Annotated in this window: 22 protein-coding genes; 8 read left to right on the top strand and 14 right to left on the bottom strand. The window is 68.2% G+C overall.

Annotated elements, in window-relative coordinates:
• Positions 1–145 precede the first annotated feature (145 nt).
• Both ald and CRP45_RS34095 read right to left on the bottom strand, forming a co-directional pair.
• Positions 146–1,255 (bottom strand): alanine dehydrogenase, encoded by a 1,110-nt coding sequence (gene ald / locus CRP45_RS31150; RefSeq protein ID WP_097248341.1) that lies wholly within the window; start codon positions 1,253–1,255, stop codon positions 146–148.
• 167 nt (positions 1,256–1,422) lie between these two features.
• Positions 1,423–1,581 (bottom strand): hypothetical protein, encoded by a 159-nt coding sequence (locus CRP45_RS34095; RefSeq protein ID WP_179831074.1) that lies wholly within the window; start codon positions 1,579–1,581, stop codon positions 1,423–1,425.
• Between the two features lie 141 nt (positions 1,582–1,722).
• Here CRP45_RS34095 and CRP45_RS31145 point away from each other — a divergent pair, with 141 nt between their 5' ends.
• From CRP45_RS31145 to frdD, 6 genes are all read left to right on the top strand, one after another.
• Positions 1,723–3,504, top strand: coding sequence for an ABC transporter ATP-binding protein (locus CRP45_RS31145; protein ID WP_097248215.1), 1,782 nt, complete (start codon positions 1,723–1,725; stop codon positions 3,502–3,504).
• Between the two features lie 91 nt (positions 3,505–3,595).
• A complete protein-coding gene (locus CRP45_RS31140) occupies positions 3,596–3,829 on the top strand; it encodes a hypothetical protein (protein ID WP_245910627.1) in 234 nt (77 codons plus the stop codon).
• A gap of 25 nt (positions 3,830–3,854) precedes the next feature.
• Positions 3,855–5,597, top strand: coding sequence for a fumarate reductase (quinol) flavoprotein subunit (gene frdA, locus CRP45_RS31135; protein WP_097248214.1), 1,743 nt, complete (start codon positions 3,855–3,857; stop codon positions 5,595–5,597).
• 5 nt (positions 5,598–5,602) lie between these two features.
• Positions 5,603–6,346, top strand: coding sequence for a succinate dehydrogenase/fumarate reductase iron-sulfur subunit (locus tag CRP45_RS31130; protein WP_097248338.1), 744 nt, complete (start codon positions 5,603–5,605; stop codon positions 6,344–6,346).
• On the top strand, positions 6,343–6,735 hold the full coding sequence (locus CRP45_RS31125) for a succinate dehydrogenase/fumarate reductase transmembrane subunit (protein ID WP_097248339.1): 393 nt from the start codon (positions 6,343–6,345) through the stop codon (positions 6,733–6,735). The genes CRP45_RS31130 and CRP45_RS31125 overlap by 4 nt, the downstream gene beginning before the upstream one ends.
• Positions 6,732–7,085 carry a fumarate reductase subunit FrdD gene (gene frdD / locus CRP45_RS31120; RefSeq protein WP_097248213.1) on the top strand — a complete coding sequence of 118 codons (354 nt, stop codon included), beginning with the start codon at positions 6,732–6,734 and terminating at the stop codon, positions 7,083–7,085. The genes CRP45_RS31125 and frdD overlap by 4 nt, the downstream gene beginning before the upstream one ends.
• A gap of 36 nt (positions 7,086–7,121) precedes the next feature.
• On the opposite strand, the gene CRP45_RS31115 is transcribed toward frdD, so the two are convergent.
• Positions 7,122–8,540 carry an amidase gene (locus CRP45_RS31115; RefSeq protein ID WP_097248212.1) on the bottom strand — a complete coding sequence of 473 codons (1,419 nt, stop codon included), beginning with the start codon at positions 8,538–8,540 and terminating at the stop codon, positions 7,122–7,124.
• A gap of 157 nt (positions 8,541–8,697) precedes the next feature.
• Between CRP45_RS31115 and CRP45_RS31110 the strand changes: the two genes are divergently transcribed.
• Complete coding sequence (locus CRP45_RS31110) at positions 8,698–9,714, top strand: helix-turn-helix transcriptional regulator (RefSeq protein ID WP_143861584.1); 1,017 nt, start codon at positions 8,698–8,700, stop codon at positions 9,712–9,714.
• Between the two features lie 70 nt (positions 9,715–9,784).
• Here the strand turns inward: CRP45_RS31110 and CRP45_RS31105 are convergent, their stop codons facing one another.
• The 8 genes from CRP45_RS31105 to CRP45_RS31070 form a co-directional block, all read right to left on the bottom strand.
• Positions 9,785–10,480 (bottom strand): transporter, encoded by a 696-nt coding sequence (locus CRP45_RS31105; RefSeq protein ID WP_097248210.1) that lies wholly within the window; start codon positions 10,478–10,480, stop codon positions 9,785–9,787.
• A 33-nt stretch (positions 10,481–10,513) separates the two neighbouring features.
• Entirely contained in the window at positions 10,514–11,812 is a 1,299-nt protein-coding gene (locus tag CRP45_RS31100; RefSeq protein WP_097248337.1) for an NAD(P)/FAD-dependent oxidoreductase, read from the bottom strand.
• A 5-nt stretch (positions 11,813–11,817) separates the two neighbouring features.
• Positions 11,818–12,189, bottom strand: a complete 372-nt coding sequence (locus CRP45_RS31095; protein WP_097248209.1) for a hotdog fold domain-containing protein — start codon at positions 12,187–12,189, stop codon at positions 11,818–11,820.
• Positions 12,186–13,850, bottom strand: a complete 1,665-nt coding sequence (locus tag CRP45_RS31090) for a flavin-containing monooxygenase (RefSeq protein ID WP_097248208.1) — start codon at positions 13,848–13,850, stop codon at positions 12,186–12,188. The genes CRP45_RS31095 and CRP45_RS31090 overlap by 4 nt, the downstream gene beginning before the upstream one ends.
• A gap of 99 nt (positions 13,851–13,949) precedes the next feature.
• Positions 13,950–15,407 (bottom strand): aldehyde dehydrogenase family protein, encoded by a 1,458-nt coding sequence (locus CRP45_RS31085; RefSeq protein ID WP_097248207.1) that lies wholly within the window; start codon positions 15,405–15,407, stop codon positions 13,950–13,952.
• Between the two features lie 41 nt (positions 15,408–15,448).
• On the bottom strand, positions 15,449–16,543 hold the full coding sequence (locus CRP45_RS31080) for a Zn-dependent alcohol dehydrogenase (RefSeq protein ID WP_097248206.1): 1,095 nt from the start codon (positions 16,541–16,543) through the stop codon (positions 15,449–15,451).
• A gap of 13 nt (positions 16,544–16,556) precedes the next feature.
• Positions 16,557–17,336, bottom strand: coding sequence for an enoyl-CoA hydratase/isomerase family protein (locus CRP45_RS31075; RefSeq protein WP_097248205.1), 780 nt, complete (start codon positions 17,334–17,336; stop codon positions 16,557–16,559).
• Between the two features lie 10 nt (positions 17,337–17,346).
• A complete protein-coding gene (locus tag CRP45_RS31070; protein WP_097248204.1) occupies positions 17,347–18,969 on the bottom strand; it encodes a class I adenylate-forming enzyme family protein in 1,623 nt (540 codons plus the stop codon).
• Between the two features lie 335 nt (positions 18,970–19,304).
• Between CRP45_RS31070 and CRP45_RS31065 the strand changes: the two genes are divergently transcribed.
• Positions 19,305–19,985, top strand: coding sequence for a TetR/AcrR family transcriptional regulator (locus CRP45_RS31065; RefSeq protein ID WP_097248203.1), 681 nt, complete (start codon positions 19,305–19,307; stop codon positions 19,983–19,985).
• Here CRP45_RS31065 and CRP45_RS31060 read toward each other — a convergent pair.
• The 3 genes from CRP45_RS31060 to CRP45_RS31050 are packed head-to-tail and all read right to left on the bottom strand — an operon-like array spanning position 19,948 to position 22,764.
• Positions 19,948–20,691 (bottom strand): gamma-glutamyl-gamma-aminobutyrate hydrolase family protein, encoded by a 744-nt coding sequence (locus tag CRP45_RS31060; RefSeq protein WP_245910654.1) that lies wholly within the window; start codon positions 20,689–20,691, stop codon positions 19,948–19,950. The genes CRP45_RS31065 and CRP45_RS31060 overlap by 38 nt on opposite strands.
• A 56-nt stretch (positions 20,692–20,747) precedes the next feature.
• Positions 20,748–22,106, bottom strand: coding sequence for a glutamine synthetase family protein (locus CRP45_RS31055; RefSeq protein WP_097248201.1), 1,359 nt, complete (start codon positions 22,104–22,106; stop codon positions 20,748–20,750).
• Positions 22,099–22,764: a hypothetical protein gene (locus CRP45_RS31050; protein ID WP_097248200.1), complete on the bottom strand. Its 666-nt coding sequence runs from the start codon at positions 22,762–22,764 to the stop codon at positions 22,099–22,101. Before CRP45_RS31050 ends, CRP45_RS31055 begins: the two co-directional genes overlap by 8 nt.
• Positions 22,765–22,787: the final 23 nt, after the last annotated feature.

Here is a 22,787-nt window from a genome sequence, read left to right as displayed (position 1 = left end):
TCACGAAGCCCGCTGCTCGCCCCCGGCTCGGCCGCCGCGGCGACCGAGCCGGGGGCGCTTCGGCGACCGAAGCGCAAACGCCCGGATGCCGCCGCCGTGACATGTGCGTCCGGATTCGGACATCGGTCGAGGCTCCGGACGACGCTCAGGCCGCGACGAGCCGTTCGGCGGTGTATCCGTGTGCGGCGGCGACGGATTCGGACAGCAGGGAGCCTTGGTGGGTGCTCAGTCCGGCGGCCAGGCCGAGATCCGCGGCGACGGCGTCGCGCCAACCGTGTTCGGCCAAGGCGAGGACATAGGGGAGGGTGGCGTTGGTGAGCGCCACCGTCGAGGTGTTGGGCACCGCGCCGGGCATGTTCGCCACGCAGTAGAACACCGAATCGTGCACGCGGTAGGTGGGTTCGGCGTGCGTGGTCGGCCGGGAATCGGCGAAGCAGCCGCCTTGGTCGATGGCGATGTCGACCAGCACCGAGCCCGGCTTCAGCTGCTCGACCAGATCGTGGGAGATGAGCTTCGGAGCTTTGGCGCCGGGCACCAGCACCGCGCCGATCACCAGGTCCGCCTCGCGCACGCAGTTCTCGACCTCATAGGTGTTGGATACCACGGTGCGCACCTGCCCGCGGTACTGCTCGTCCACCTCGCGCAGCCGGGCGACGTTCAGATCCAGCACGGTGACCTCCGCGCGCATTCCCACCGCGACGGCGAGGGCATTGCGCCCCGCGACGCCCGCGCCGAGGATCACGACCCTCGCGGGTCGCACACCGGGTACCCCGCCCATGAGCACGCCGCGGCCGCCCTCGCTGCGCATCAGGTGGTAGGCGCCCGCCTGCGGGGCGAGCCGGCCCGCCACCTCGCTCATCGGGGCAAGCAGCGGCAGGCTCCCGTCGCGTCCGGTCACCGTCTCGTAGGCAAGCGAGGTGATGCCGGAATCGAGGAGGGCGTCGGTGCATTCCTTGGAGGCGGCCAAATGCAGGTAGGTGAACAGCACCTGCCCGGCGCGCATGCGCGAATACTCCTCGGCCACCGGCTCTTTCACCTTCAGCACCAGATCCGCGACGCCCCAGACCTCGTCCGCGGTTGGCAGGACGTGCGCGCCGGCATAGCTGTACGCGGTGTCGGGGAACGCCGATCCGGCGCCCGCATCCGCTTCGATGAACACTTCGTGTCCGCGAGAGACAAGCTCACCAACACCCGCGGGCGTGCACGCCACCCGGTATTCGTGATTCTTGACCTCGCGGGGGATCCCGATTTTCATCAGCACTCCTGATCGTCTCGTCACTGGTCGGGGGTCAGAGCGGTTCCCTATCGGTGGGGTTCGCTTCGGGTTTCAAGTGTGAAGATTCTGCGAGATCAGATCCATAAATATGAAGATGATTCTCTATGCGTTGGCGAATTCCGTGGATCACACGAGTGAGTGGGCCATCACTGCAACCTGGCCGAATCATCTTCGACCTCTCCGGAGAGGCCCGCAGGACGCACGGCGCGCTTCGTCATCCGGTATCCCGCGACGACGGCCACCGCCCAGACAGCGCCGACCGCGACGGCGGTGCGCCCGCTGCCGGTGAACAGCAGCAGGATCACGACGAGAACGAGGAGCGGGAGCCGGTGACGGCCTCGGCGAGGTGCTGGGTGATCACGGTCGGCGAAAATCGCTGGCCGTCGCCCCTCGGGATGCGGGATCATCGATCACCTGCGTCCGTTCGATGCGAGACGAGGGGGATCATGAGTTCACGCGCGACGGCGGTCAGGCTGGTGCTGCGTTTCTACGGCCGGGAAATGGCCTCGCGCAAAACCACGGCGATTCCGGCGCTGCTGGGGCCGGCGCTCGGCAACATCTGCAATCTGTACATCGCGCCGCTGATCGTCGCCACGATGGTCGGCCGGGTCGCGGTGACCGGGGACACGAGTTTCGAGGCTCTCGCTCCGTACGTCCTCGCCTTCGGCGGCGCCCTGCTGCTCGCGGAAGTGCTGTGGCGCATCGGGATTCACTGCTTGAACCGAGTCGACGCCTACGGTATCGAGCACCTGTACGTGTTCGCCATGGACGAGCTGCTGGCCAAGGACGCGGCGTTCTTCCACAACAACTTCGCCGGTTCGCTGACGAAACGTTCGCTCAGCTTCGCGAGCCGGTTCGAACAGTTCGTGGACACCCTCGCCTTCGAGATTCTGGCCGCACTGGTCCCGCTGGTGTTCGCCTCGGTGGTGTTGTGGCGCTACAACCCCGTGTTGGTCGTCGTGCTGATCGGGATGATCGTGGTGACCGCGCTGATCATCATGCCCTTGATTCAGCGCCGCCAGAAGCTGGTCGACGACCGCGAGGCCGCCGTCGCGCGGGTTTCCGGACATGTCGCCGACAGCCTGGCCAATATGCAGGTGGTGCGCGCCTTCGCCGCCGAACCGCAAGAGGCGGCCGAGCATCGGCGGCGGGTCGCCTCGTCGCGGCGAAAGACGTTGCGCTCCTGGGACTACGCGAACCTGCGGATCGATACGCTGGTGGCGCCGCTCGTGGTGCTCACCAACGTGATCGGCTTGTTGATCGCGTTGGGACTCAGTGGCGGGAACAAGGGGGTGGAGGCCATCGTGGTGGCATTCACCTACTACTTCAACGCCACCGGGATCATGTTCCGGTTCAACCAGATCTATCGGCGGCTGGAGACCGTGCTCACCGAGGCGGCGCAGTTCACCGAACTGCTGCTGGACGAACCGAAGGTGCTCGACACAGAACACCCGGAACCGTTGCGGCCCAAGGGCTTCGACGTGCGGTTCGAGAGAGTGAACTTCACGCACGCTGGTGCGCGGCAGCTGTTCCACGACTTGGATCTGCACGTGCCGAGCGGCGCCAAAGTGGGCCTGGTCGGACGATCCGGCGGCGGCAAGACCACCATCACCCAACTGCTGCTGCGGTTGATGGACATCCAATCCGGAACGATCCGCATCGGCGGGCAGGACATCGCGCGGCTGCGGCAGGCGGACCTGCGCAGTCTGATCGCCTACGTCCCCCAGGATCCGGCCATGTTCCACCGGACCCTGCGCGAGAACATCCGGTTCGCGCGCCCGGACGCCACGGACCGGGAGATCCTGCGGGCCGCCGAGGCCGCCCACGTCACCGAGTTCGCGGACGCGCTGCCGCAGGGTATGGAGACGCTGATCGGCGAACGCGGCGTGAAACTGTCCGGCGGCCAGCGTCAGCGGGTCGCGCTGGCTCGGGCCATCCTGCGGGACGCGCCCATCCTGCTCCTGGACGAGGCCACCAGCGCCCTCGACTCGGAAAGCGAAGTGCTTGTGCAACAAGCGCTCTGGGACTTGATGGATGGGCGCACGGGGCTGGTCGTCGCGCACCGGCTGAGCACCGTGGCCGGAATGGACCGGCTGGTGGTGCTCGATCACGGGCGAATCGTCGAAGAGGGGACCCACAAGGAGTTGCTCTCTTCGGAAGGGACCTACGCGCAGCTGTGGCGGCATCAGTCGGGTGGATTCCTCGGCGAGGACGTGGTCGCTCATTGATCTCGCGCGGCGGCTCGACCCCTGGTGGCACCGGCGCACCCGCGCGTACCCTTGAGATCTAGGTATGCCACCGGTTTGCCGGGAGGTGGAGATGCTGTGCACCACCGAGCCGTTCCTGGGGGAACGGGCCCCGTGCGGGAAACTGAGGGGCGGGACTCGCCACCGCGAGGACGACGAAGAGGGCCTCGTCATCGACAATCTGCACTACGACTGCGGCTGCCGCCGGATTCGGCGCGAATTCCACGACGGCAGCGTTCGGATCCAAGTCATCCGCCATGACGGCAAGGTCCTGGCGGACGAGCACAGCGGAGACCACGAGGCCTGACCGACGACGCCAGGGTGGTGCCACCATGACCGCTTTTCACGACGTTGTGATCGTTGGCGGGGGCGGCGCCGGCCTGCGCGCGGCCATCGCGATCGCGCAGCACAACCCGCAGCTGAGCATCGCGATCGTCTCCAAGGTCTATCCGATGCGCAGCCACACCGTCTCGGCCGAGGGCGGCGCCGCCGGGGTGGCCGGTAGCGGCGACAGCCTGGACGAGCACGCCTACGACACGGTCTCCGGCAGCGATTGGCTCTGTGACCAGGACGCCGTCGAGGCCTTCGTCGAGGAGGCGCCGCGGGAACTGCTCCAGCTGGAACATTGGGGCTGCCCGTGGAGTCGCAAGCCGGACGGGCACATCGCGGTGCGGGCGTTCGGCGGCATGAAGAACAACCGCACCTGGTTCGCCGCTGACAAGACCGGCTTTCACATGCTGCACACCCTGTTCCAGACGGCGCTGTCGTATCGGGACATCGTCCGGTACGACGAGTGGTTCGCCACGACGTTGCTCGTCGACGAAGGCAAGGTGGGCGGCATCGTTGCCATCGAACTGGCCACCGGACGCGTCGACACCATTCTCGCGAGCTCGGTGATCGTGTGCACCGGTGGCTGCGGCCGGGTGTACCCGTTCACCACCAACGCCAATATCAACACCGGCGATGGCATGGCGCTGGCGTACCGGGCGGGCGCGCCGCTCAAGGACATGGAGTTCGTCCAGTACCACCCGACCGGCCTCCCGTTCACGGGCATCTTGATCACCGAGGCCGCCCGCGCCGAGGGCGGCTGGTTGCTCAACAAGGACGGCTACCGCTACCTGCAGGATTACGACCTCGGCACGCCCGCCCCGACGCCGGTCATGCGCAGCATGGAACTCGGGCCGCGCGACCGGCTCTCGCAGGCCTTCGTGCACGAACTCGACAAGGGCCGGACCATCGACACACCGTACGGCCACGTCGTCCACCTGGACCTGCGTCACCTCGGTGCGGATCTCATCGACACGAAACTGCCGTTCGTGCGCGAGCTGTGCTCGAAGTACCAGAACATCGACCCGGTCCGCGAGCTGATCCCGGTACGTCCCGTCGTCCACTACATGATGGGCGGCATCCACACCGATATCCATGGCGCGACACCCGTGCGAGGTCTGTACGCCGTCGGCGAGACCGCCTGCGTCAGCATCAACGGCGCCAACCGGCTCGGGTCGAACTCCCTGCCCGAGTTGCTGGTCTTCGGCGCGCGCGCAGGCCGTGCCGCCGCCGAGTACGCGAGCTCGGCCACCGACGGCCGGTCCTCGGCGGTCCTCGCGCTCAGCCGCGACGAACAGGATCGGCTGGAACGCGAGCTCATGCGCCACGCCGAGGGATCCGAACGCATCGCGGACATCCGCACCGAGATGCACAAGACGATGGAGACCGGCGCCGGGATCTACCGCGACGGCGACTCGCTCGCGAAGGCGGCCGACACGCTGCGCGAGCTCCGCGACCGATTCGGCAACGTCGGCCTCGACGACCACAGCCGGGCGTTCAACACCGAACTGGTGGCGGTGCTCGAGCTGTCGTGCATGCTCGATGTCGCGGAATGCATCATCGCTTGCGCGCACGCGCGGGAGGAATCCCGGGGCGCGCACCAACGGACCGATTTCCCCGCACGGAACGACCAGCGATATCTGGCCCATTCGATGATCCATCGGGAGCCGGACGGCTCGGGCCGCGTCTCGTACCTCCCGGTCACGATTACGCGCTGGCCGCCCGGCGAACGTGTTTACGGGAGGTGATGGCGATGGTGGACCGGATAACCCTGCAGGTCGCGCGCTACCGACCGGATCGAGAGAACGAACCGGTGCCGCAGTCGTACGAGGTCCCGCTGCGCAAGGAATGGACCGTGCTCGACGGCCTCAACTACATCAAGGACTATCTCGACGGAACGGTGTCCTACCGGTGGTCCTGCCGGATGGGCATCTGCGGTAGCTGCGGCATGACCGTCAACGGCGATCCGCAACTCAGCTGCGCCACCTTCCTGACCGATTACGCGCCGGGGCCGATACGGGTCGAGCCATTGCGCAACTTCCCGGTGGTCCGGGATCTCGTCGTCGAGATCAGCGACTTCATGAACAAGCTGACCGCGGTCGAGCCGTGGCTGATCAGGTCGGAACAGCGGCCCGTCGAAGACGGCGAATACCTGCAGACACCACAGGAAATGGACGAGTACCAGAAGTACAGCATGTGTATCAACTGCATGCTCTGCTACTCGGCCTGCCCCGTCTACGCGCTCGACCCCGGGTTCCTCGGTCCCGCGGCGATCGCGCTGGCCCAGCGCTACAACCTCGACTCGCGCGACGAGGGCGCCGAGGATCGGCGGGACGTGCTTGCCTCCGCCGACGGAGTCTGGTCCTGCACCTTCGTCGGCGAGTGCACCACCGCCTGCCCCAAGGGCGTCGACCCGGCCGGTGCGATCCAACGCTACAAACTGACCGCGGCCACGCAATCGCTGCGAGATCTCCTCATGCCTTGGCGGGCGCGATGACCACGGCACCCCGGTTGTATCGCAAGCCGGTCTCCCTGATCTGGTGGGCGCAACGCCGCTCGTACCTGCTCTTCGTCCTGCGCGAACTCAGCAGCGTCTTCGTCGCCTGGTTCGTGGTGTACCTCCTGCTTCTGATCCACGCGGTGAGTTCCGGAAACGACGAGTACCAACGGTTTCTGAACTGGAGCGCAAGCCCGTGGGTGGTCGCGCTGAACACGATCGCCCTGTTGTTCGTGCTTCTGCACGCGATCACTTGGTTCGACCTCGCGCCCAAGGCGATGGTGGTGCGGGTGCGGGGACGGCGCGTCGCACCGGTCGTCGTCCTCGGGCTGCACTATCTCCTGTGGGCGGTGCTGACGGCTCTCGTGTTGTGGGTGGTGCTGCGATGACGAACAGGAAATCTCCGGAACCGTTTGCGTGGCTGCTGTTCAGCGTCGGCGGGATGGCCGCGGCGCTGCTGATACCGGTGCTGCTGTTGCTGTTCGGACTCGCCTTTCCGCTTGGCTGGCTGACCGCGCCGGACCACGGCGATCTGCTCTCGGTGTTGCGTCATCCGATCACCCGGCTGGTCCTCTTCGGGCTCTGCGCGCTGGCTCTGTTCCATTGGGCGCACCGCTTCCGGTACACGCTCTACGACGGCTTGCGGCTGAAGCGGTTCAGCACGTTGATCACCGTGGCCTGCTACGGCGCCGCCATCGTCGGCTCGGGAATCGCCGCCTACCTCCTGCTGCGTGTATAGCGCGCCGCCCAGATCGCTGGTAGTCGACGATTCCGGTCAGTGCGCGTGGATCGCAGGCCGGTGCTCGCGCCAGGGAAACTCTCGTTCGAGGTCGGCGGCGAGGGTCAGCAGGGTGGCCTCGTCGCCGTAGGGTGCGACGAATTGCACACCGATCGGCCAGCCTTCGGCCGAGCGAGCAAGGGGCAGCGAGATCGCCGGATTACCAGTGGCATTGAACAGGGCGGTGAAGGGCGCGAAGGCGAAGATCTTGCGGTACCACTCGTGCGCGGTCAAGGCCGGGTCGTCGGCGTCGAGGTGACCCAGCGGCAGATTCGGGCTGGCAGTGGTCGGGGTGAGGTAGAGGTCGTAGTCGGTGAGGAACCGGGCGACCTCCCGGCGCGCGATATTGAAGGTTTCCTCGACGGCATAGACGTCGCCCGCCGTCAGGGTGGCGCCGTAGGCGGCGCACACGCGAGTGGTGGCCTCCAGATGGTCGGCTCCGGGAGCAATGCCAAGCGCTTTCGCGACAGTGTCGACGGTGTGGGCGAGGAAGCTGCACCAGGCGTCGAGATTGGCCTTGTGGAAGGCCTCCGCATCGATGCGGGGAGCGGCTTCCTCGACGTGATGGCCCATCGAAGCCAAATGTTCTGCGACGCGGTGGACCGCGTCGGCACAGGCGCGGTCGGCCTGGTCGGCTGTGAAAGCGATGCGCAGTGTGCGTGCCGGTCGCGAGATCAGGGTGCGGTAGCTCGCCCGCTCGGCGGGAAACAGGTACTTGTCGCCGGGTTCGCTGCCGTGCACGGCGTCGAGCAACGTCGCACAGTCGCGGACGGTGCGGGTGAGTGCGAACTCCGCGCCCATGCCGAGCAGCGGATCGGCGTAGTCGGGTCCGGCGGAGACGCGGCCACGGCTCGGTTTGAGCCCGACCAGCCCGCACGCCGCTGCCGGGATGCGGATGGATCCGCCGCCGTCGTTGGCATGGGCCATGGGCAGCGCTCCTGCGGCGACCAATGCCGCGGCGCCGCCGCTGGATCCGCCCGCACTCCGCGTCGGATCCCAGGGGTTGCGCGTCGGTGCGCCATAGGCGACGGCTTCGGTGGTGGCGTTGAAGCCGAGCTCGGGGGAAGCGGTCACCGCCATCGTCGCCAGACCTGCTCGCCGGAACCGGGTCATCAACGCCGTGTCGTCGGCGTGCACCACACCGGGGCCGAACAACCGGCTGCCGTTGCGCTGCGGCACGCCTGCCGCGTGAATGATCAGATCCTTGATCGCGAAGGGCACCCCCGCGAACGGGCCGGACGCGTCGTAATCCAGTGGTCGCTCGAACACCTCGCCCACGACCGCGCCGAGTTCCGGGTCGACCTGCGCGATCGCGGCGGCGGCCGCGCTGTGCACCTCGGCCGCGGCGACCTGGCCCTGGCGAATCAGCTCGGCGAGCTCAGTGGCGTCCCGCCCTGCGTAATCGGCGACATCCATCGGAAACCTCCCGGTTCGTTGTGCTGGTGCGGGAGAACCTAGGACGGCGCGGGTGGAGCGGCATCCGTCGATCGACGGACGCGGCTGGACGACGAATGTGCGTCCGTCGTCAGCGACCGGCGGATCGGGCTGTAGTGACCTGGGTCATACTGGCCGAGTGGTTGCCGCATCCGATCCAGATCTGGACCCCGCTGTCGCGGTCCGAGTGCGCGACGCGATCAGGGCGGCCACACCGGACCGGTCGGGACTGGGACGGGTGCTGTTCGAGCTGTCGCGGATCGTCGCCTATCAGCACGCCGCGTTGTCGCGGTGGGACCCGGTCGCCGGGGTGCACGTCACCGCGGCCAGCGTCGGCTATCCGCAGGCCGCGCTCGAGGTCACCAACACCTGCCTGCACACCCATCCCCTGTTCACCCGGCTCCAGCACGATCATGTGCCGATGCGGCTGCGCGAGGTACCGGCCGAGGTGCGGTCCGGTCCGATCTTCGATCGGGTCATCGTTCCGCTCGGCTATCGGGAGGGCCTGACCCAACCCCTGTTCGCCGTCGACGGCCGCTATCTCGGCATGCTGAACATGAGCACCACCTCGAACACACCGTTCCCCACGGTGTCCGTGACCGCGCTCGCGCTGCTGGCCGACGTGGTCGGTGCCGCTATCGATCCTTGTCGCGGCGTCGCGGCGTCGGTCGACCGAGAGGAATCGGTGGTGATCGTCACCGCGAGCGGAACGGTGCACCCGCTCATGGTGCGGGCGACGGCTCACCCGTTCGTATCCGGCAGTGCCGGTGTCGAACTCGCGCGGGCGGTCGCCGCGTCCGGGCGACTCGGTGACCACTTGTTACTCGACGGCGATGTCGTATACCGAGCACGCATGCGGCCGGTGCGCTCCGGCGGAACCCTGGTCGCCTACCGTCGCGTCGATCCGCCCCACGGCCTCACCCCTCGTGAGCTGGACGTGCTCGCGCTGCTGCCACAAGGCAGCTCCAATTCCCGCATCGCCGCCTATCTGCGGGTCGAACCGTCCACCATCGCCACCCACATCGAGCGCATACTGCGAAAACTCCGCGTCCCGAATCGAACCGTCGCCGCCGCCACCGCCGTGCGCTGGGGACTGACCGTGAACTCCCGTTCAGCCGAAGCTACCGACGGCGTCCGGGCCTGGCCGACGATGTAGCGCACTCGTTTTCGATTCCGGAGCGGGGTTTCCCGCGGACGGATGGGGTGGCGACGCAACGATCGACATCTCAGGCCGGGGCCGGAGCCGCGCCGCTGACCGCGTGGGCGTCGACGCGCTTGTTGTAGGCGTCGAACGCCCGGTAGGCGCGGTAGTACACGAACATCTGCAGGCCCCAGGTGGACAGCGCGAAGATGTAGAAGATCGTGTGCTCCGCGTCGTCGCCGGGGATGTGGACGAAGTCGTAGGTCGCGGCGATGACGAACGCGCAGGCCGTGGCGACGGCGGACCAGACGGCGTGTCCGCGTTCACCGATCGCCCACAGCCGCTTGACGAAGTAGATCAGGAAGATCGTGGTGAGCACGTTGACCACGATGTAGAAGATCTTGCCGGGAGTGCCGATCTCCTCGGCGAACTCGCTGAGCAAGAAGCCAACCACACCCGCGAGCGCGAACGCGCCGATGTCCACCGCCGCGGACGGCTTGTACCGGTGGGTGACCTTCATCAGTCCGAGCACCAGGATCAGCGTGATGCCGATGGACCGGGAGAAGGCGTCCAGGAAGTAGGCGAACGCGTACATCGGGCTGTCGTGGCCGGCCTTCAGGAGGCCGTAGAGCAGGAAGTTCGACCCCGACGTCGCGACGATGATCCACTCGATGCCGAGCAGGTAGTTCTTGTAGTTCCGAATGAACTTGATGCCGTAGGTGAATCCGACGGCGATCATCCAGATGTCCGCGACCGCGAAGAGCAGTTCTTTGATGGACATGATTTTCTCCTTGGAGGTGGCCTCAGCCGGTGGTCATTTCGTGAGGGCGGCCAGACGGTCGGCGGCGCGATCGGCGAGCCAGCCCGCGTACAGCACGGGACCGCTGACGAGGCTGGGCCAGAATCGCTTGCGGCCGTGCCAGATCGCCGCCAGGTCCTCGTGCAGCGGCGCGCCGCCGACGCGGTCCGCCAGCAGGTGGCCGACGTACTGTGCCTGGGCGAAGCCGTGGCCGTTGCAGGCGAGCGAGTAGAGCACGTTGTCGGAGGCCTCGCCCGCGACCGGGAGCCACGTGGAGCTCATGCCGATCCAGCCGCCCCATGCCTTGCGCGGCTCGATATCCCGCAGGCCGGGGAAGCGCTCGTGGAATCCGCGGACGAGGTCGTCGGCGACGTGCCGGTCGGGCGTGCGGTCCGGCAGTGGGTTCCGCCCGGTCTGGACGCGGCGGGTGCCGAAGACGATGGTGCCCCGCGAGGTGACGCGGTAGCTCTCGAGCAGCATGTGCAGCGTGACCATCGGGGCGCGACTGGTCCAGCCGATCTCGTCGAGCCGCTCGGGTGCGACGGGTTCGGTCTCGACGAGGGAGGTCCACACCGGAGTGGCGAGGTTCTTCGGCGCGAGGGAAAGACCCGCGCTGTAGGCGTTGGTGGTCAGCAGCGCCTTGCGGGCCAAGACCTTTCCGCCCGGGGTCGAGACGGTGACCCCGCCGCCGGTGTCCGCGACGTCGCAGGCGGGGGAGTGCTCGTAGACGCGCACGCCGGCCGCGATCGTCGCGGCCCGTAGGCCGAGCACGAACTCACCCGGGTTGAGCGTGCCACCGACGCCCTCGCGCACTCCGCCGAGGAACCCTTCCGGAAGGCCCGCCTCCCGGCCGTCGACGAATTCGGCCGACGACCCGGCCGCGGCCATCACCTTCGCGTTGCGGCGCGCGTGGCGCAGCTGTCCCTTGGACACGGCGGCCATCACGATTCCGGCCCGCTGATAGTCGCACTCGATCCCGTGGTGGGAGATCGCGTCCTCGGCGAAGTGCACCGAGTTCTCGGCGTACCGGTAGAGGTCGCGCAGGCGCTCGCGCTTCAGCAGCAGTCCGAGCATCTCCGGATCGGCGGCGATGGAGTTGGTGACGTATCCGGCGTTGCGGGAGCTGGCGCCCCACCCGAGGGTCCGCGCTTCGAGCAGGACCACGTCGGCGCCGTTCTCGGCCGCGCGGAGGGCGGCCGACATGCCGCCAGCGCCGCCGCCGATCACCACGACATCGCAGGTGATCTCGTCGTTCAGCGGCTGTTCGACGGTGGCGGGCGGTGCGGCCCAGCCGGTTTCGTGGATCAGTTCCATGGCGGTCACGTCTCTTCGGCGGGGATGACGGCGGTGCCACGGGCGCGCACCGCGACCAGCGGCGATTCGAGAACCCGGGAGCGGCCGGAGTCGTCGCCCGCGCGGCAGAGCACGCGGAGCTCGAAATCGACTGTGCGGCTGCGGTTTCCCTTCTTCACCAGTCGGGCCTCGGCCTCCACGACGTCGCCGCCGCGCACCGGGGCGAGGAACTCGACCGACGAGTAGCCGGCGAACAGCCCCTCGTGGCCGTCGATCTCGATCGATAGGTTCGTGCCGACGTCGCCGAACAGCTTCAGGGCGAAGGCGCCGTCGACCAGGTTTCCGGCGTAGTGGGCGTCGGAGAACGCGACATAGCGCCGGTGTACTGCCTTGCTCATGAGATCTCCAGGTGGATCGGGCCGAGGTTGCGGGACTCCGCTTCGCCGTCGATCGCGACGCCGGGGTAGCCGCGCTTGGCGATCTCGGTGCACATGCGGCGGTACTTGCCGACACCGCCCACATAGCCCATGAACGTGTTGGGTTTGCCCTCGATGTTGGAGCCGCGGTACCAGGAGTCGGTCGTGGCGAACAGCGTGGGGGCGACGGTCGCCTCGGTGATGTCCACCCACTCGTTCTCGGCCTCGGCGGTGGCCTCGATCAGCGTGGCGCCGGTGTCGCGGGCGTGTTCGATGAGGTCGGCGATCCAGTCGACGGCCTGCTCGATCGTCACCACCACGTTGCTGACCAGCGCGGGGCTCAGCGGGCCGCCCACCATGAAGAAGTTGGGGAAGTCCGCGGCCATGATCCCCAGGTAGGACCGGATGCCATCACGCCAGGCCTCCTGCAGCTTCTTGCCGGACGCGCCGGTGAGGTTGAGCCCGTACAGCGGGCCGGTGAAGGCGTCGAACCCGATGGCGAGCACCACGGCGTCCACCTCGTACGTGCCTTTCGAGGTGACGATCGCGTTCGCGGTCATCGTCTCGATCGGCTCCTCGCGCAGCGACACCAGCGACACGTTGGGCCGGTTGAAGGTCTCGTAGTAGTCCGTTCCGAAGCAGCTGCGCTTGGCGCCGAGCGGGTGGTACTTGGGCACCAGCAGCTCGGCGGTGGCCGGATCCTTCACGATCTCGCGGATCTTGTCGTGGATGAATTCCGACGCGGTCCGGTTCGCCTCGGCGTCGGTGATCAGGTCGGCGAACTCGGCGCCGACACCGAGGAAGCCGCTGCGCTCGTAGGCCTCCTCGTAGCGCCGCTGACGCTCCTCCGCCGACACGTCGAATGCCTTGTCCGTCACTGGCCGGTCGGGGATGCCGCCGGGGGAGTGCCTGCACTCCTCACGGATCGTCGGGTAGTCGGCCTTGATCGCCTCGACCTGCTCCGGGGAGAGTTCCTTGTTACGCGCGGGCATCACGTAGTTCGGGGTGCGCTGGAACACCGTGAGGTGTTCGGCGACCTCGGCGATCAGTGGAATGGCTTGCACGCCGGACGATCCGGTTCCGATCACGGCGACGCGCTTGCCCGCGAGGTCGTCGAGCGAGATGTTCCACCGGCTGGTGGAGACCTGGATTCCGGCGAAGTTCGACAGGCCGGGTACGTCGAAGTCCTTGGGGGTGGACAGCCCGCCCGCACCCGAGATCAGGTAGCGGCAGCCGCGCGTCTCGCCATTGTCCAGCCGCACCTCCCAGAGCCGGTCGGCCGCGTTCCATTTCGCGCCGACGACCCGGGTGTTGAACGTGAAGTGCTTACGCAGGTCGAAGCGGTCGGCGACGTGTTCGATGTAGCTGAGGATCTCGGCCTGCGGCGCGAACCGCTGGCTCCACGTCCAGTCCTGCTGGAGCTGCTCGTCGAACGAGTACGAGTAGTAGATGCTCTCGACGTCGCAGCGGGCGCCCGGGTAGGTGTTCCAGAACCAGGTGCCGCCGACGCTTGGTCCGGCCTCGAAACCCGCGAAGGTCCAACCGGCGGTTGTGAGCCGGTGCGCGAGGTAGAGGCCGGTGAAGCCGGCGCCGACGCCGATGACGTCGACGACCGCGGCGTCCGCGGTGGAAGGAGAGTGCATTGCTTGTTCGCTTTCGTTGTCTTGATCGGAAGACTGGGTCATCTGACCCAGTTAGTGGAGACGAGTGGTCCCCTTGCCGGTCGAGGAATGTCGCGGTCGCTACAGCGGAAGGTCGGGGGAATCGACGCCGACCACGCGGTCACCGCAGAACACCCGGACGGACTCGCCGGGCCCGTGACCGCCGATTCCGGAAGTGCCCCAGAAGCTTTGCGCCGAATCGTCGCCGAGATCGGCGAGCTTGGCGCCGTTCACGCGCACCTCGCCCGACAGCACCCGGGAGCCGATCTCGATGGCGCGGTCCAGATCGCCGCCGAATACGTACGCATCGAGGCCCGACGGATTGGCGTTGGCCGCGCGCAGCGCCTCTTCGTCGGACTCCACGGCGTGCAGGCTGACGAGCGGCCCGAACAGCTCGGCGGTCGCCACCGACGCGTCGACTCCCGAAGCGACAGCGGGAGATAGGAAGAACCCGTCGAGCTCGGGAAGCCGCGCGGGCTGATGGATCGTCGCGCCGTGGGCCCGCAGCCCCTCGATCCGGCTCCGCAGCGTGGCGAAATGCGGGGCGTTCGAGATCGGGCCCAGCTGCGTCTGCTCGTCGAGCGAATGCCCGATGTCGATGCGCGAGATGCGATCGACCAGCGCCTCGAGCAACGGCTCGACGAGGCTCTTGTGCGCCAGCACCTTTCCGGGGCCCTCGCACCACTGACCGTTGAGCTTGGTCATCCCCTCGAAGATCCCGTCGGCCGCCACGTCGATGTCGGCGTCGCCGAGCACGAGGGCCGGGTTGTTGCCGCCGAGCTCGAGCTGGAGCACCTTGAAATCCTCCGCGGCCGCGCGTGCGATCGCGCGACCCGCGTTCGGGCCGCCGGTGAAGGAGACGATCTTCACCCGGTGATCGCCGGTGATCGCGGCGCCCACGTCACCCGCGCCGTGGACGAGCTGCAGCGCACCGTCGGGCAACCCGGCCTTGACGAAGCACTCGACGATGATCTGGGCGCTGCTCGGCGCGTGTTCCGACGGCTTGAGAACGACGGGGCAGCCTGCGGCGAGGGCGCTGACCATCTTCGCGGCGGGGATGAAGCTGGGGCCGTTCCACGGGGTGAGGATGGCCGCGGGGCCCCACGGGACCTTGTACAGCCGAACGTCGCGACCACCGGCCGCCAGCGCCTTGCGACGCGGGGTGGCGCGGAGGTCCGCCGCGGCAGAGCGGATCCGGTGCGGAAGGAACGCCGCGGCCATCCGAGTCGTCGTGATCGGGACGCCGCTGGTGAGGGCGTCGGTCCGGGCGATGTCGTCGATCCTGGTCTCGACGAGGTCGGCCGCGCGCTCGATGGCCGCCGCGCGTTCCTCGCTCGCGGCGTCGTCCCAGCGCTCGAAACCGTACGACCGCTCGGCATGCCGCAGGGCGCGTTCGATGTCGTCGGGGCCGGTGGTGACGGCGCGGTGGACGGGTTGCCCCGTGTTGGGATCGAGATTCCAGGTGTCCGGAACCGTCCGGCACTCGGACCACTCGTCGGCGATGTAGTTGATCGGTTGGGGCAGTTGCGTATTCGTCATCTGCGGCCCCTTTCGTGAGCAGGTGGATGGATTCGGCGTGATCACACGGTGAGGTCGGCGACGATGCGGGTGACCTCGCCCGACTTCATCGCCTCGAAGCCCTTGTCGACCTCGCGGAACGGGATCACGTCGGTGACCATCTCGTCGAGCAGCAGGCGGCCATGGAGGTAGAGGCGCGCGAACTGGGCGATGTCCTCGTGCGCCTGACCCGAGCCCATGTACGAGCCGATGAGGCGCTTCTCGCCGAAGAAGAAGTCCGAGGCGGGCAGCGTGAGGTCGGTGCCGTCCGGTGCGATGCCCACCAGGCACGCGGTACCGGTGGCGCGCAGAACCGACAGCGCGGTAGCCGCGGTGCGCGCGGAACCGACGGCCTCGAACGAGTAGTCCACGCCGTCGCCGAGCAGCGCCCTGATCTCGGCGGGGACATCGGCCGCGCCGTTCACGATGTGCGTTGCGCCGTACGCGCGGGCCGCCGTGAGCCGGGCGTCGTCGAGATCGACGGCGACGATCGCCGAGGCGCCCGCGAGCCGCGCGCCCTGGATGATCGCCGATCCGACTCCGCCGCAACCGATTACGGCCACGGTGGCGCCCGGGCGCACCTTCGCGCCGCGGAACACGGCGCCGACGCCGGTGACGATGCAGCACGAGAGCAGACACCCGACGTGCAGCCCCACCTCGTCGGGCACCCGCACCAGCGAGTTCTCGCGCATCAGGATGTGGCGGGAGAACGCGCCGATGTCACCGAGCCGATGGACGACCTGGCCGTCGGGCAACTGGAACGCGGGCCGGGGCCGCTGCCGGATCTGCCCGACGCGCTGGCACTGCGTCGAGTGGCCCGCCGCGCAGTTGCGGCACAACCCGCACGAGGGTGTGAGCGCGCCGACGACGCGGTCGCCCTGGCGCAACGAGGTCACGGCGGAGCCGACCGCCTCGACGACGCCCGCCACCTCGTGGCCGACCACCACGGGCAGGTCGGCGTGCACGGTGCCGGTCATATAGTGCAGGTCGCTGTGGCACAGGCCCACGTTCGAGACCGCGACGCGGACCTCGTTCGGCTCCGGATCGTCGACCAGGATCTCGGTGAATTCCAGCGGCTCGTTCACCGCGGTGAGAAGTGCTGCTTCGGTGGTGATCACATCGTCTCCGATCTCAGTTGCTCGTCGCGGGCGCCGTCGGCGCCGCGTTCTTCGATGCCCAGAAGCCGGCGATCCCCTCGGTGAAGGCGCCGGACTCCCACGACTCGCGGGCGGCGTCGTCTTCCCGGGTGAACGCGGCCTCGATGTCTTCGGGGCGCGGCCGCAGCAGGCCCAGGTGCAGCGCGGTGGTGCGGGGATCGGAGTTCCACTGCGCGATCACCTCGACCGCGCGGTCCAGCAGTGTCTCGGTGGCCACGATCTCGTCGAGCAGCCCGATCCGCAGGGCCTCGTCCGCGTCGATCCGCTGCGAGCCCAAGATGATTCGCATCGCGTGGTTGCCGACAAGGCGGCCCATGAGGAAGCTCGATGCGTTCGAGATGATGATCCCGCGGTGATTCTCCGGCTGGTAGTACTCGGCGGCGGGGGAGCCGATCCGCGAGTCGCAGCACAGGGTGATCTCCGACGCGCCGCCGACCGCGATCCCGTTCACCGCCGCGATCACCGGAACCTTCGTCTCGAGAATCGCCCGGGTGATGTCGTGGAAGGTCGCGAAGGCCTCGCGGATCTCGGCGTACGAGGTCGGCACCGTCTGCAGGTCCTCGCCCGCCGAGAAGGCACGTCCGGTGCCGGTGAGCACGATCCCGCGGACCGGATCACCCGTCCCGAACTGGCGGATCGTCTGCGCCAGCCGCACCCGCGTGGCGACGTCCATCGCGTTCAGCTTCTCCGGGCGGTTCAGCGTGAGCACCGCGACGTCGTCGGCGATGTGCACGTCCAGATGGTTGTCGGTCATGTCTGACTCCTCAGTTGCCGTTGCCGACGGTGCGCGACGGCTGCAGGTCGTAGGTGATGCCTGGATGCTCGGCGGCGCGCGCCTGCAGCGCGGGCTTGGCGATGCGCTCGGACGGGGTCCGCGGGAAATCGGCGACGAACTCGACGTAGCGCGGAACCTTGAAGCGCGCCAACTGGTTTCGCGCGGCGCCGATGATCCGCTCCGCGGTCGCGCGGCTCTGCTCGACGCCGGGGGCCGGCTGCACGTAGGCCTTGACCTCCTCGCCGAACAGTTCGTCCGGGACCCCGACCACCGCCGCGGCGACGACGGTGTCGTCGCGTTCGAGGACGCGCTCGACCTCGGCGCTGGCGATGTTCTCCCCGCCGCGGCGGACCATGTCCTTGATCCGGCCGACCAGGCGGTAGCCGTCCGCGTCGCGGACCGCAACATCGCCGGTATGCAGCCAGCCGTCGCGCAGGACCTTCGCGGTGTCCTCGGGGCGATTCCAGTAGCCGAGCATCATCGGTTTGCCCGAGGTGATCAGCTCGCCCGGTTCTCCCTCGGCCACTTCCCGGCCCTCCGGGTCGACCACCCGGACCTGCTTGGTGGGAACCGGCTGTCCAAGCCGTCCGCTGCCGACGTCGGCCGTGCGCTCGGGGAGGCTGACCAGGTCGGCCCCGCTTTCGGTCATTCCGAAGATCTCCCGCCACGGTGCGCCCCACCGCTTTTCGAGCTCGGCGTGCAACGCGACGGGGATCGCCGAGCACAGCACGAGGCGCAGATCGTTGTCCCGGTCCTCCGGGCGCGGCGGCTGCTTGAACAGCAGCGTTGGCATCGAGCCGAGCACATAGCAGAACGTGGCCCGGTGGCGGCGGACGTCCGCCATGAAACCCGAGGCGGAGAACCGGGGCAGCACCACCAGCGGGGCGCCGATCGTCAGACACAGCGCGGTGTTCCACTGGGGGTCCATGTAGGAGAACGGCTGCGAGGTGAGTACCACGTCGTCGGAGCCGAGGCCCGCCGCGCCAGCGCAGATCGATCCCAGCCTGACCCAGTAGTCGTGGGTCAACATGCACGCTTTCGGGAAACCCGTTGTGCCCGAGGTGTATTGGAGGTTCGCGAGCGTCTCGCCGGAGATGTCGACATCCGGCAGGTCCGCCGGGTAGTGCGCGAGTTCGGCGCGCGAGGCGACTTCGACGATGCGGAGATCCGCCAGATCGTCGTTCGCGGCGCGCACCTCTTCGACGAGCGGGGCGTGCTCGGCGTCGGTGAACATCACCCGAGCGCCGGAGTCCCGGAGCACGAATTCCAGGTCGGCGCGCTGGTACGACGAGTTCACCGGCACCGCGACGCCGCCTGCCCCGAGGATCGCGAGCCAGGCGATCGGCCACTGCACCACGTTGGGCAGCATGATCGCGACCCGATCACCCGCGCGGACCCCGTCGTCGGCGACCAGTCGCCGCGCCAGGCGCGAGGTCCAGTCGTCGATCTCGCCGAAGGTCCACGACCCTTCCGCGAACCGGAGGAACTCGCGGTCGGGGGAGCGCACGGCCCGATTCGCCAGGAGGCCGATCAGGGTGTCGATCGGCGGGTCCATGGCCATGCGATCGAGTGCGATCGCGCGGTCCGGGTGGACTGATTCGACTTCGGTCATGTCGTCCTCTTCGCGGTTTTCTCAGACTGTGGTGGGGAGGCCTTCGTCGATCGACGCGTCGTCGTCGCGCTTCGGACGGGTCGTCCTGACGCCGTCGTGGCGTGCCTTTCCTCGGTGGGCCGTTGGCAACGCCGCGGGGGTTGGAGTGCAGCCGCTACGCGGGTCGGCCTGTGATGCCAGTCATAACGATAACGGATCTGGGTCATATGATCAAGGCAAATGACTATGAAGACGAGTAGGCGGCCGCTCCATGTGGCTTTCGTGTGCCTGACCGGCTGGTAGTGTTTGGAATTGACTTGATCAATCGTTCATGACTGGTTCGACTGGAGGAGCGCATGGCTCGCATACCCGCCGCTGAACGCCGCGCCGAATTGGTGGCAGCGGCCGTGCGTGTGATCGCCGCCCACGGGGTGGACGGCGCCACAACGCGCCGCATCGCGGAGGAGGCGAACGCTCCGCTCGCCACGCTGCACTACTGCTTCGCCACGAAGGAGGCGCTCTTCGCGGCGGTCTTCGAGCACGTCGCCGCGCAGTATCGAGAAGTGTTGACGCGCAGCGATGTCCACGGCGACGTGGCAACCACCGCGCGGGCCTTGCTGCGCGGCGTGATGGAGTGGTACCGGGAGAATCCGGACGTCGGCGCGGCGATCATCGAGCTGATCAGCTGGGGCCAGCGGCAAGAGGACAAGCAGGCCGAGGTCGTGTACAACGAGGCGTTCGCGACCATGCGCACGATCCTCGCGGCCAACGCGGCCGCTGCGAGTCAGTCGGTCGACCCGGACACGATCGACGAACTGACCTACATCGTGTCCGCACTGTCCGACGGATTCGCGCTCAACTGGCTGGTGTTCACCGACCGCCCCGCGGCGATGTCGCAGATCGAACTCACCCTCGGCGTGCTCGACGCCTGGATGTCCACCAATCTCGGCAAAGTCGCGGGGCGGTCGGTCCGTGCCGCGGAGGTCGCGCCCGAGCCGGCTATGCGGTCGCTCGTGTCCTGGGTGGGCAGGGGCTGATACCGCGCTTCTCGGCGGCCGCTTCGACGAGCCAGCGCAGCGCGCCGTCGTCGCTCTCCATCCACTCGGGGTGCCACTGGACCCCGAGCACCGCGGCCCCGGGGAATTCGATGGACTCGGCGACGCCGTCGTCCGTACGACCGGTGACGACGAGCCCCTTCCCGCAGACGTCGACCGCCTGGTGGTGCCACGAGTTGGTCACCAGCCGATCGCCGAACACCTTCTGGGCGATCGTCCCCGTATCGAAGGTGACCACGTGATCCGGCCCGCCGTCCGACAGCGGCCCCGTCGACATGAGGTGCCGCACCGGCCCGGCGGGCAGGTCGGGGATCAGCGTTCCGCCGAGCGTCACATTGAGTACCTGCATGCCGCGGCACACACCGAGCAGCGGGATCTCCCGGTCCAGCGCGGCCCGGGTCAGCGCGATCTCGAACGCGTCCCTTGCGGGGTGATGGACCGACGGATCCGACAGTGGATCGATGTCGCGGACCACCGACTCGTCCCCGCCCCAGCAGCTGGGATGCATGTCCTGACCGCCGGTGATCAGCACGCCGGACAGCCAGTCGCACAGTGCCTCTGGGTCGGCGTCGTACGGCAGCATCACCGGCACGCCGCCCGCGCGCGCGATCCGCTCCGCGAAATCGGACATGAAGCTGTCGGTGAGGCGGTGGCCGTATCCCGGGTGGCTGCCGCTGATCAGCTCCATCCGGAACCGGCGTCCGGTGAGCCCGATCAGCGGTTTCGCCCGGGTAGCTGTGGCGGTCACGGGAATTCGAAGTAGCGGGTGGACTCCCACTCCGAGAGCTCGGCGAACGGGTCGCCGCCTCCGGTGTGGAACTGCATCCATTCCCAGCGGCGCGAACCGACCCAGTAGTCGACGAACTCCTCGCCGAGGATCTCGCGCAGGAGGGGATCGGCCTCGAGCGCGTCGGCCGCCTTGGACATGGTGTCGGGGATTCGTTCGATACCCAGTCCCGGCGGCAGGCACCACGCCATGTCGGTCACCGGCTCCGGCGGCTCGATCCGCCGTTCCAGTCCGGCGATCACCCCGGCAAGCACGCCGGCGACGGCCAGGTAGAGATTGGCGTCGGCGCCCGGCAGGCGGTATTCCAGGCGCGAGTACTTCGGGTGCCCGCAGACCGCGCGCACCGAGGTGGTCTTGTTGCTGATGCCCCAGGAGATGGTGGTCGGCGGGCCGCTCAGGTCGACAAGACGCCGGTAGGAGGTGATCTGTGGCAGGGCGATCGAGGTGTTGCCCGGCATCGTCTGGAGCAGGCCGCCGATGGCGTGCCGCATGGTTTCCGACGGGCCGTCCTCGGCGAAGAAGGCGTTCACGCCGTCGCGCCGCAGCGACAGGTTGATGTGCGAGGCCTGGCCGTAGCCCGCGGTCGGCTTGGCCATGAAGGTCACCGTGTGGCCCTGCTCGAACGCGACCTCGCGCAGCACCTGGCGGGCGCGGGCCCACGCGTCACAGACCGAGATCGGTGACCCGGGAACGAGATTGAGCTCGGACTGACCCGGCGCGTCCTCGTCGCTCCACGCCTCCCACTCGATCCCGATCTCGTCGAGACGGTGCTGGACCGCGGTCATGTAGTCGACCCAGTCCGAGGACCGGGACAGGTTGAGCGCGGTGCCCGCGGTCCCGCCGAGCGGGGTCAGGTCGCGGTAGCCCTTGGCGCGCGCCTCGTGGATCGATTCCTCGAACAGGGTCATCTCGATCTCGACGGCGATGGTCGCGGTGTAGCCGAGTCCGGCCAGCCGGTCGACCGTCTTGCGGACCAGGTTGCGCGGGCAGATGCCAACCGGCTCACCGGTTTTCAGCCAGAAGTCGCCGATCAACGAATGGACGCCTTGGCTCCACTCGACCTCGGTCGACAGGTCCGGGCGCAGGTAGATGTCCTCGAGGTGGCCGCGCCACTGCGGGTAGGCGTACCCGAAGTGGGGGATATTGCCCAGGTCGAGCCCGAACAGCAGATCGGCGAAGGCGAAACCCGCGTCCACGCCCGCCTCGAACTTCTTCGGCGCCACGATCTTGCCGTGAAAGGCGCCGTCGTGGTTGGTGGACTCGAGGCGGTAGGACCGGACGGTGTTGCCGGTCGCGGCGGTGAGCAGGTCAGACATCGTAACGAACCTTCCAGGAAGCGCCGGCCATGACCGACAGGTGGGACATGGTGCCGCGCAGGCCGATCACGCCGGAGGACAGCACGGCGAGCAGATCGTCGGCGCCGCTGAAGATCCCGGCAAGCACCTCCGGGGGCCCGGCGATCAGGTACTGGGTGTCGCCCTCGCCGAGCACCAGCGGCTCGACACCGCCCGACTCGTCGGCGGCGACCGCGATCAGCACGTCGGGAATGCCGCGCACCGAGCGCACGGCGGTCCAGAATCCCTTGGCTGCCTCGCGCCAGTCCGGAACCGGCGGGTTGAGCGCGTCCAAGACGGCGGTGGCCAGGTCGGCGGCGCCCGCCGGTTCGCCCGCGAGGGCGAAGCGCGCGTTCAGGTCGACCGTGAGCGTGACGTCGGGCTCGACGAACACGCCGCTCGACACCGTGATCACCCCGTCCGCGAAGGCGAGGGTCGCGGCCTGCGGTGTGTCGTGGGAACGAAGAGCCGCCACGGCGTTCGTGCCCCGCAAAGCGGAGAGGGCGTGGCCCGCGCGAACCGAATCGCGCAGCGCGCGGCCGATCAGTCGGACGATCGGGCTCGCGTCGTCCTCGATCCGTATGTCGACGTCTCCGGCCACGCGGGCGCTCGGCACCGCGGGCGCGATGGTTTCGGTCATCTCCAGTCCTTTCGTATCGGCAA

It is taken from the genome of Nocardia amikacinitolerans (assembly GCF_900215415.1).
GTDB lineage: Bacteria > Actinomycetota > Actinomycetes > Mycobacteriales > Mycobacteriaceae > Nocardia > Nocardia amikacinitolerans.
Note: the sequence above shows the minus strand (reverse complement) of the source record. Positions and strands in the feature narration are given on the sequence as shown.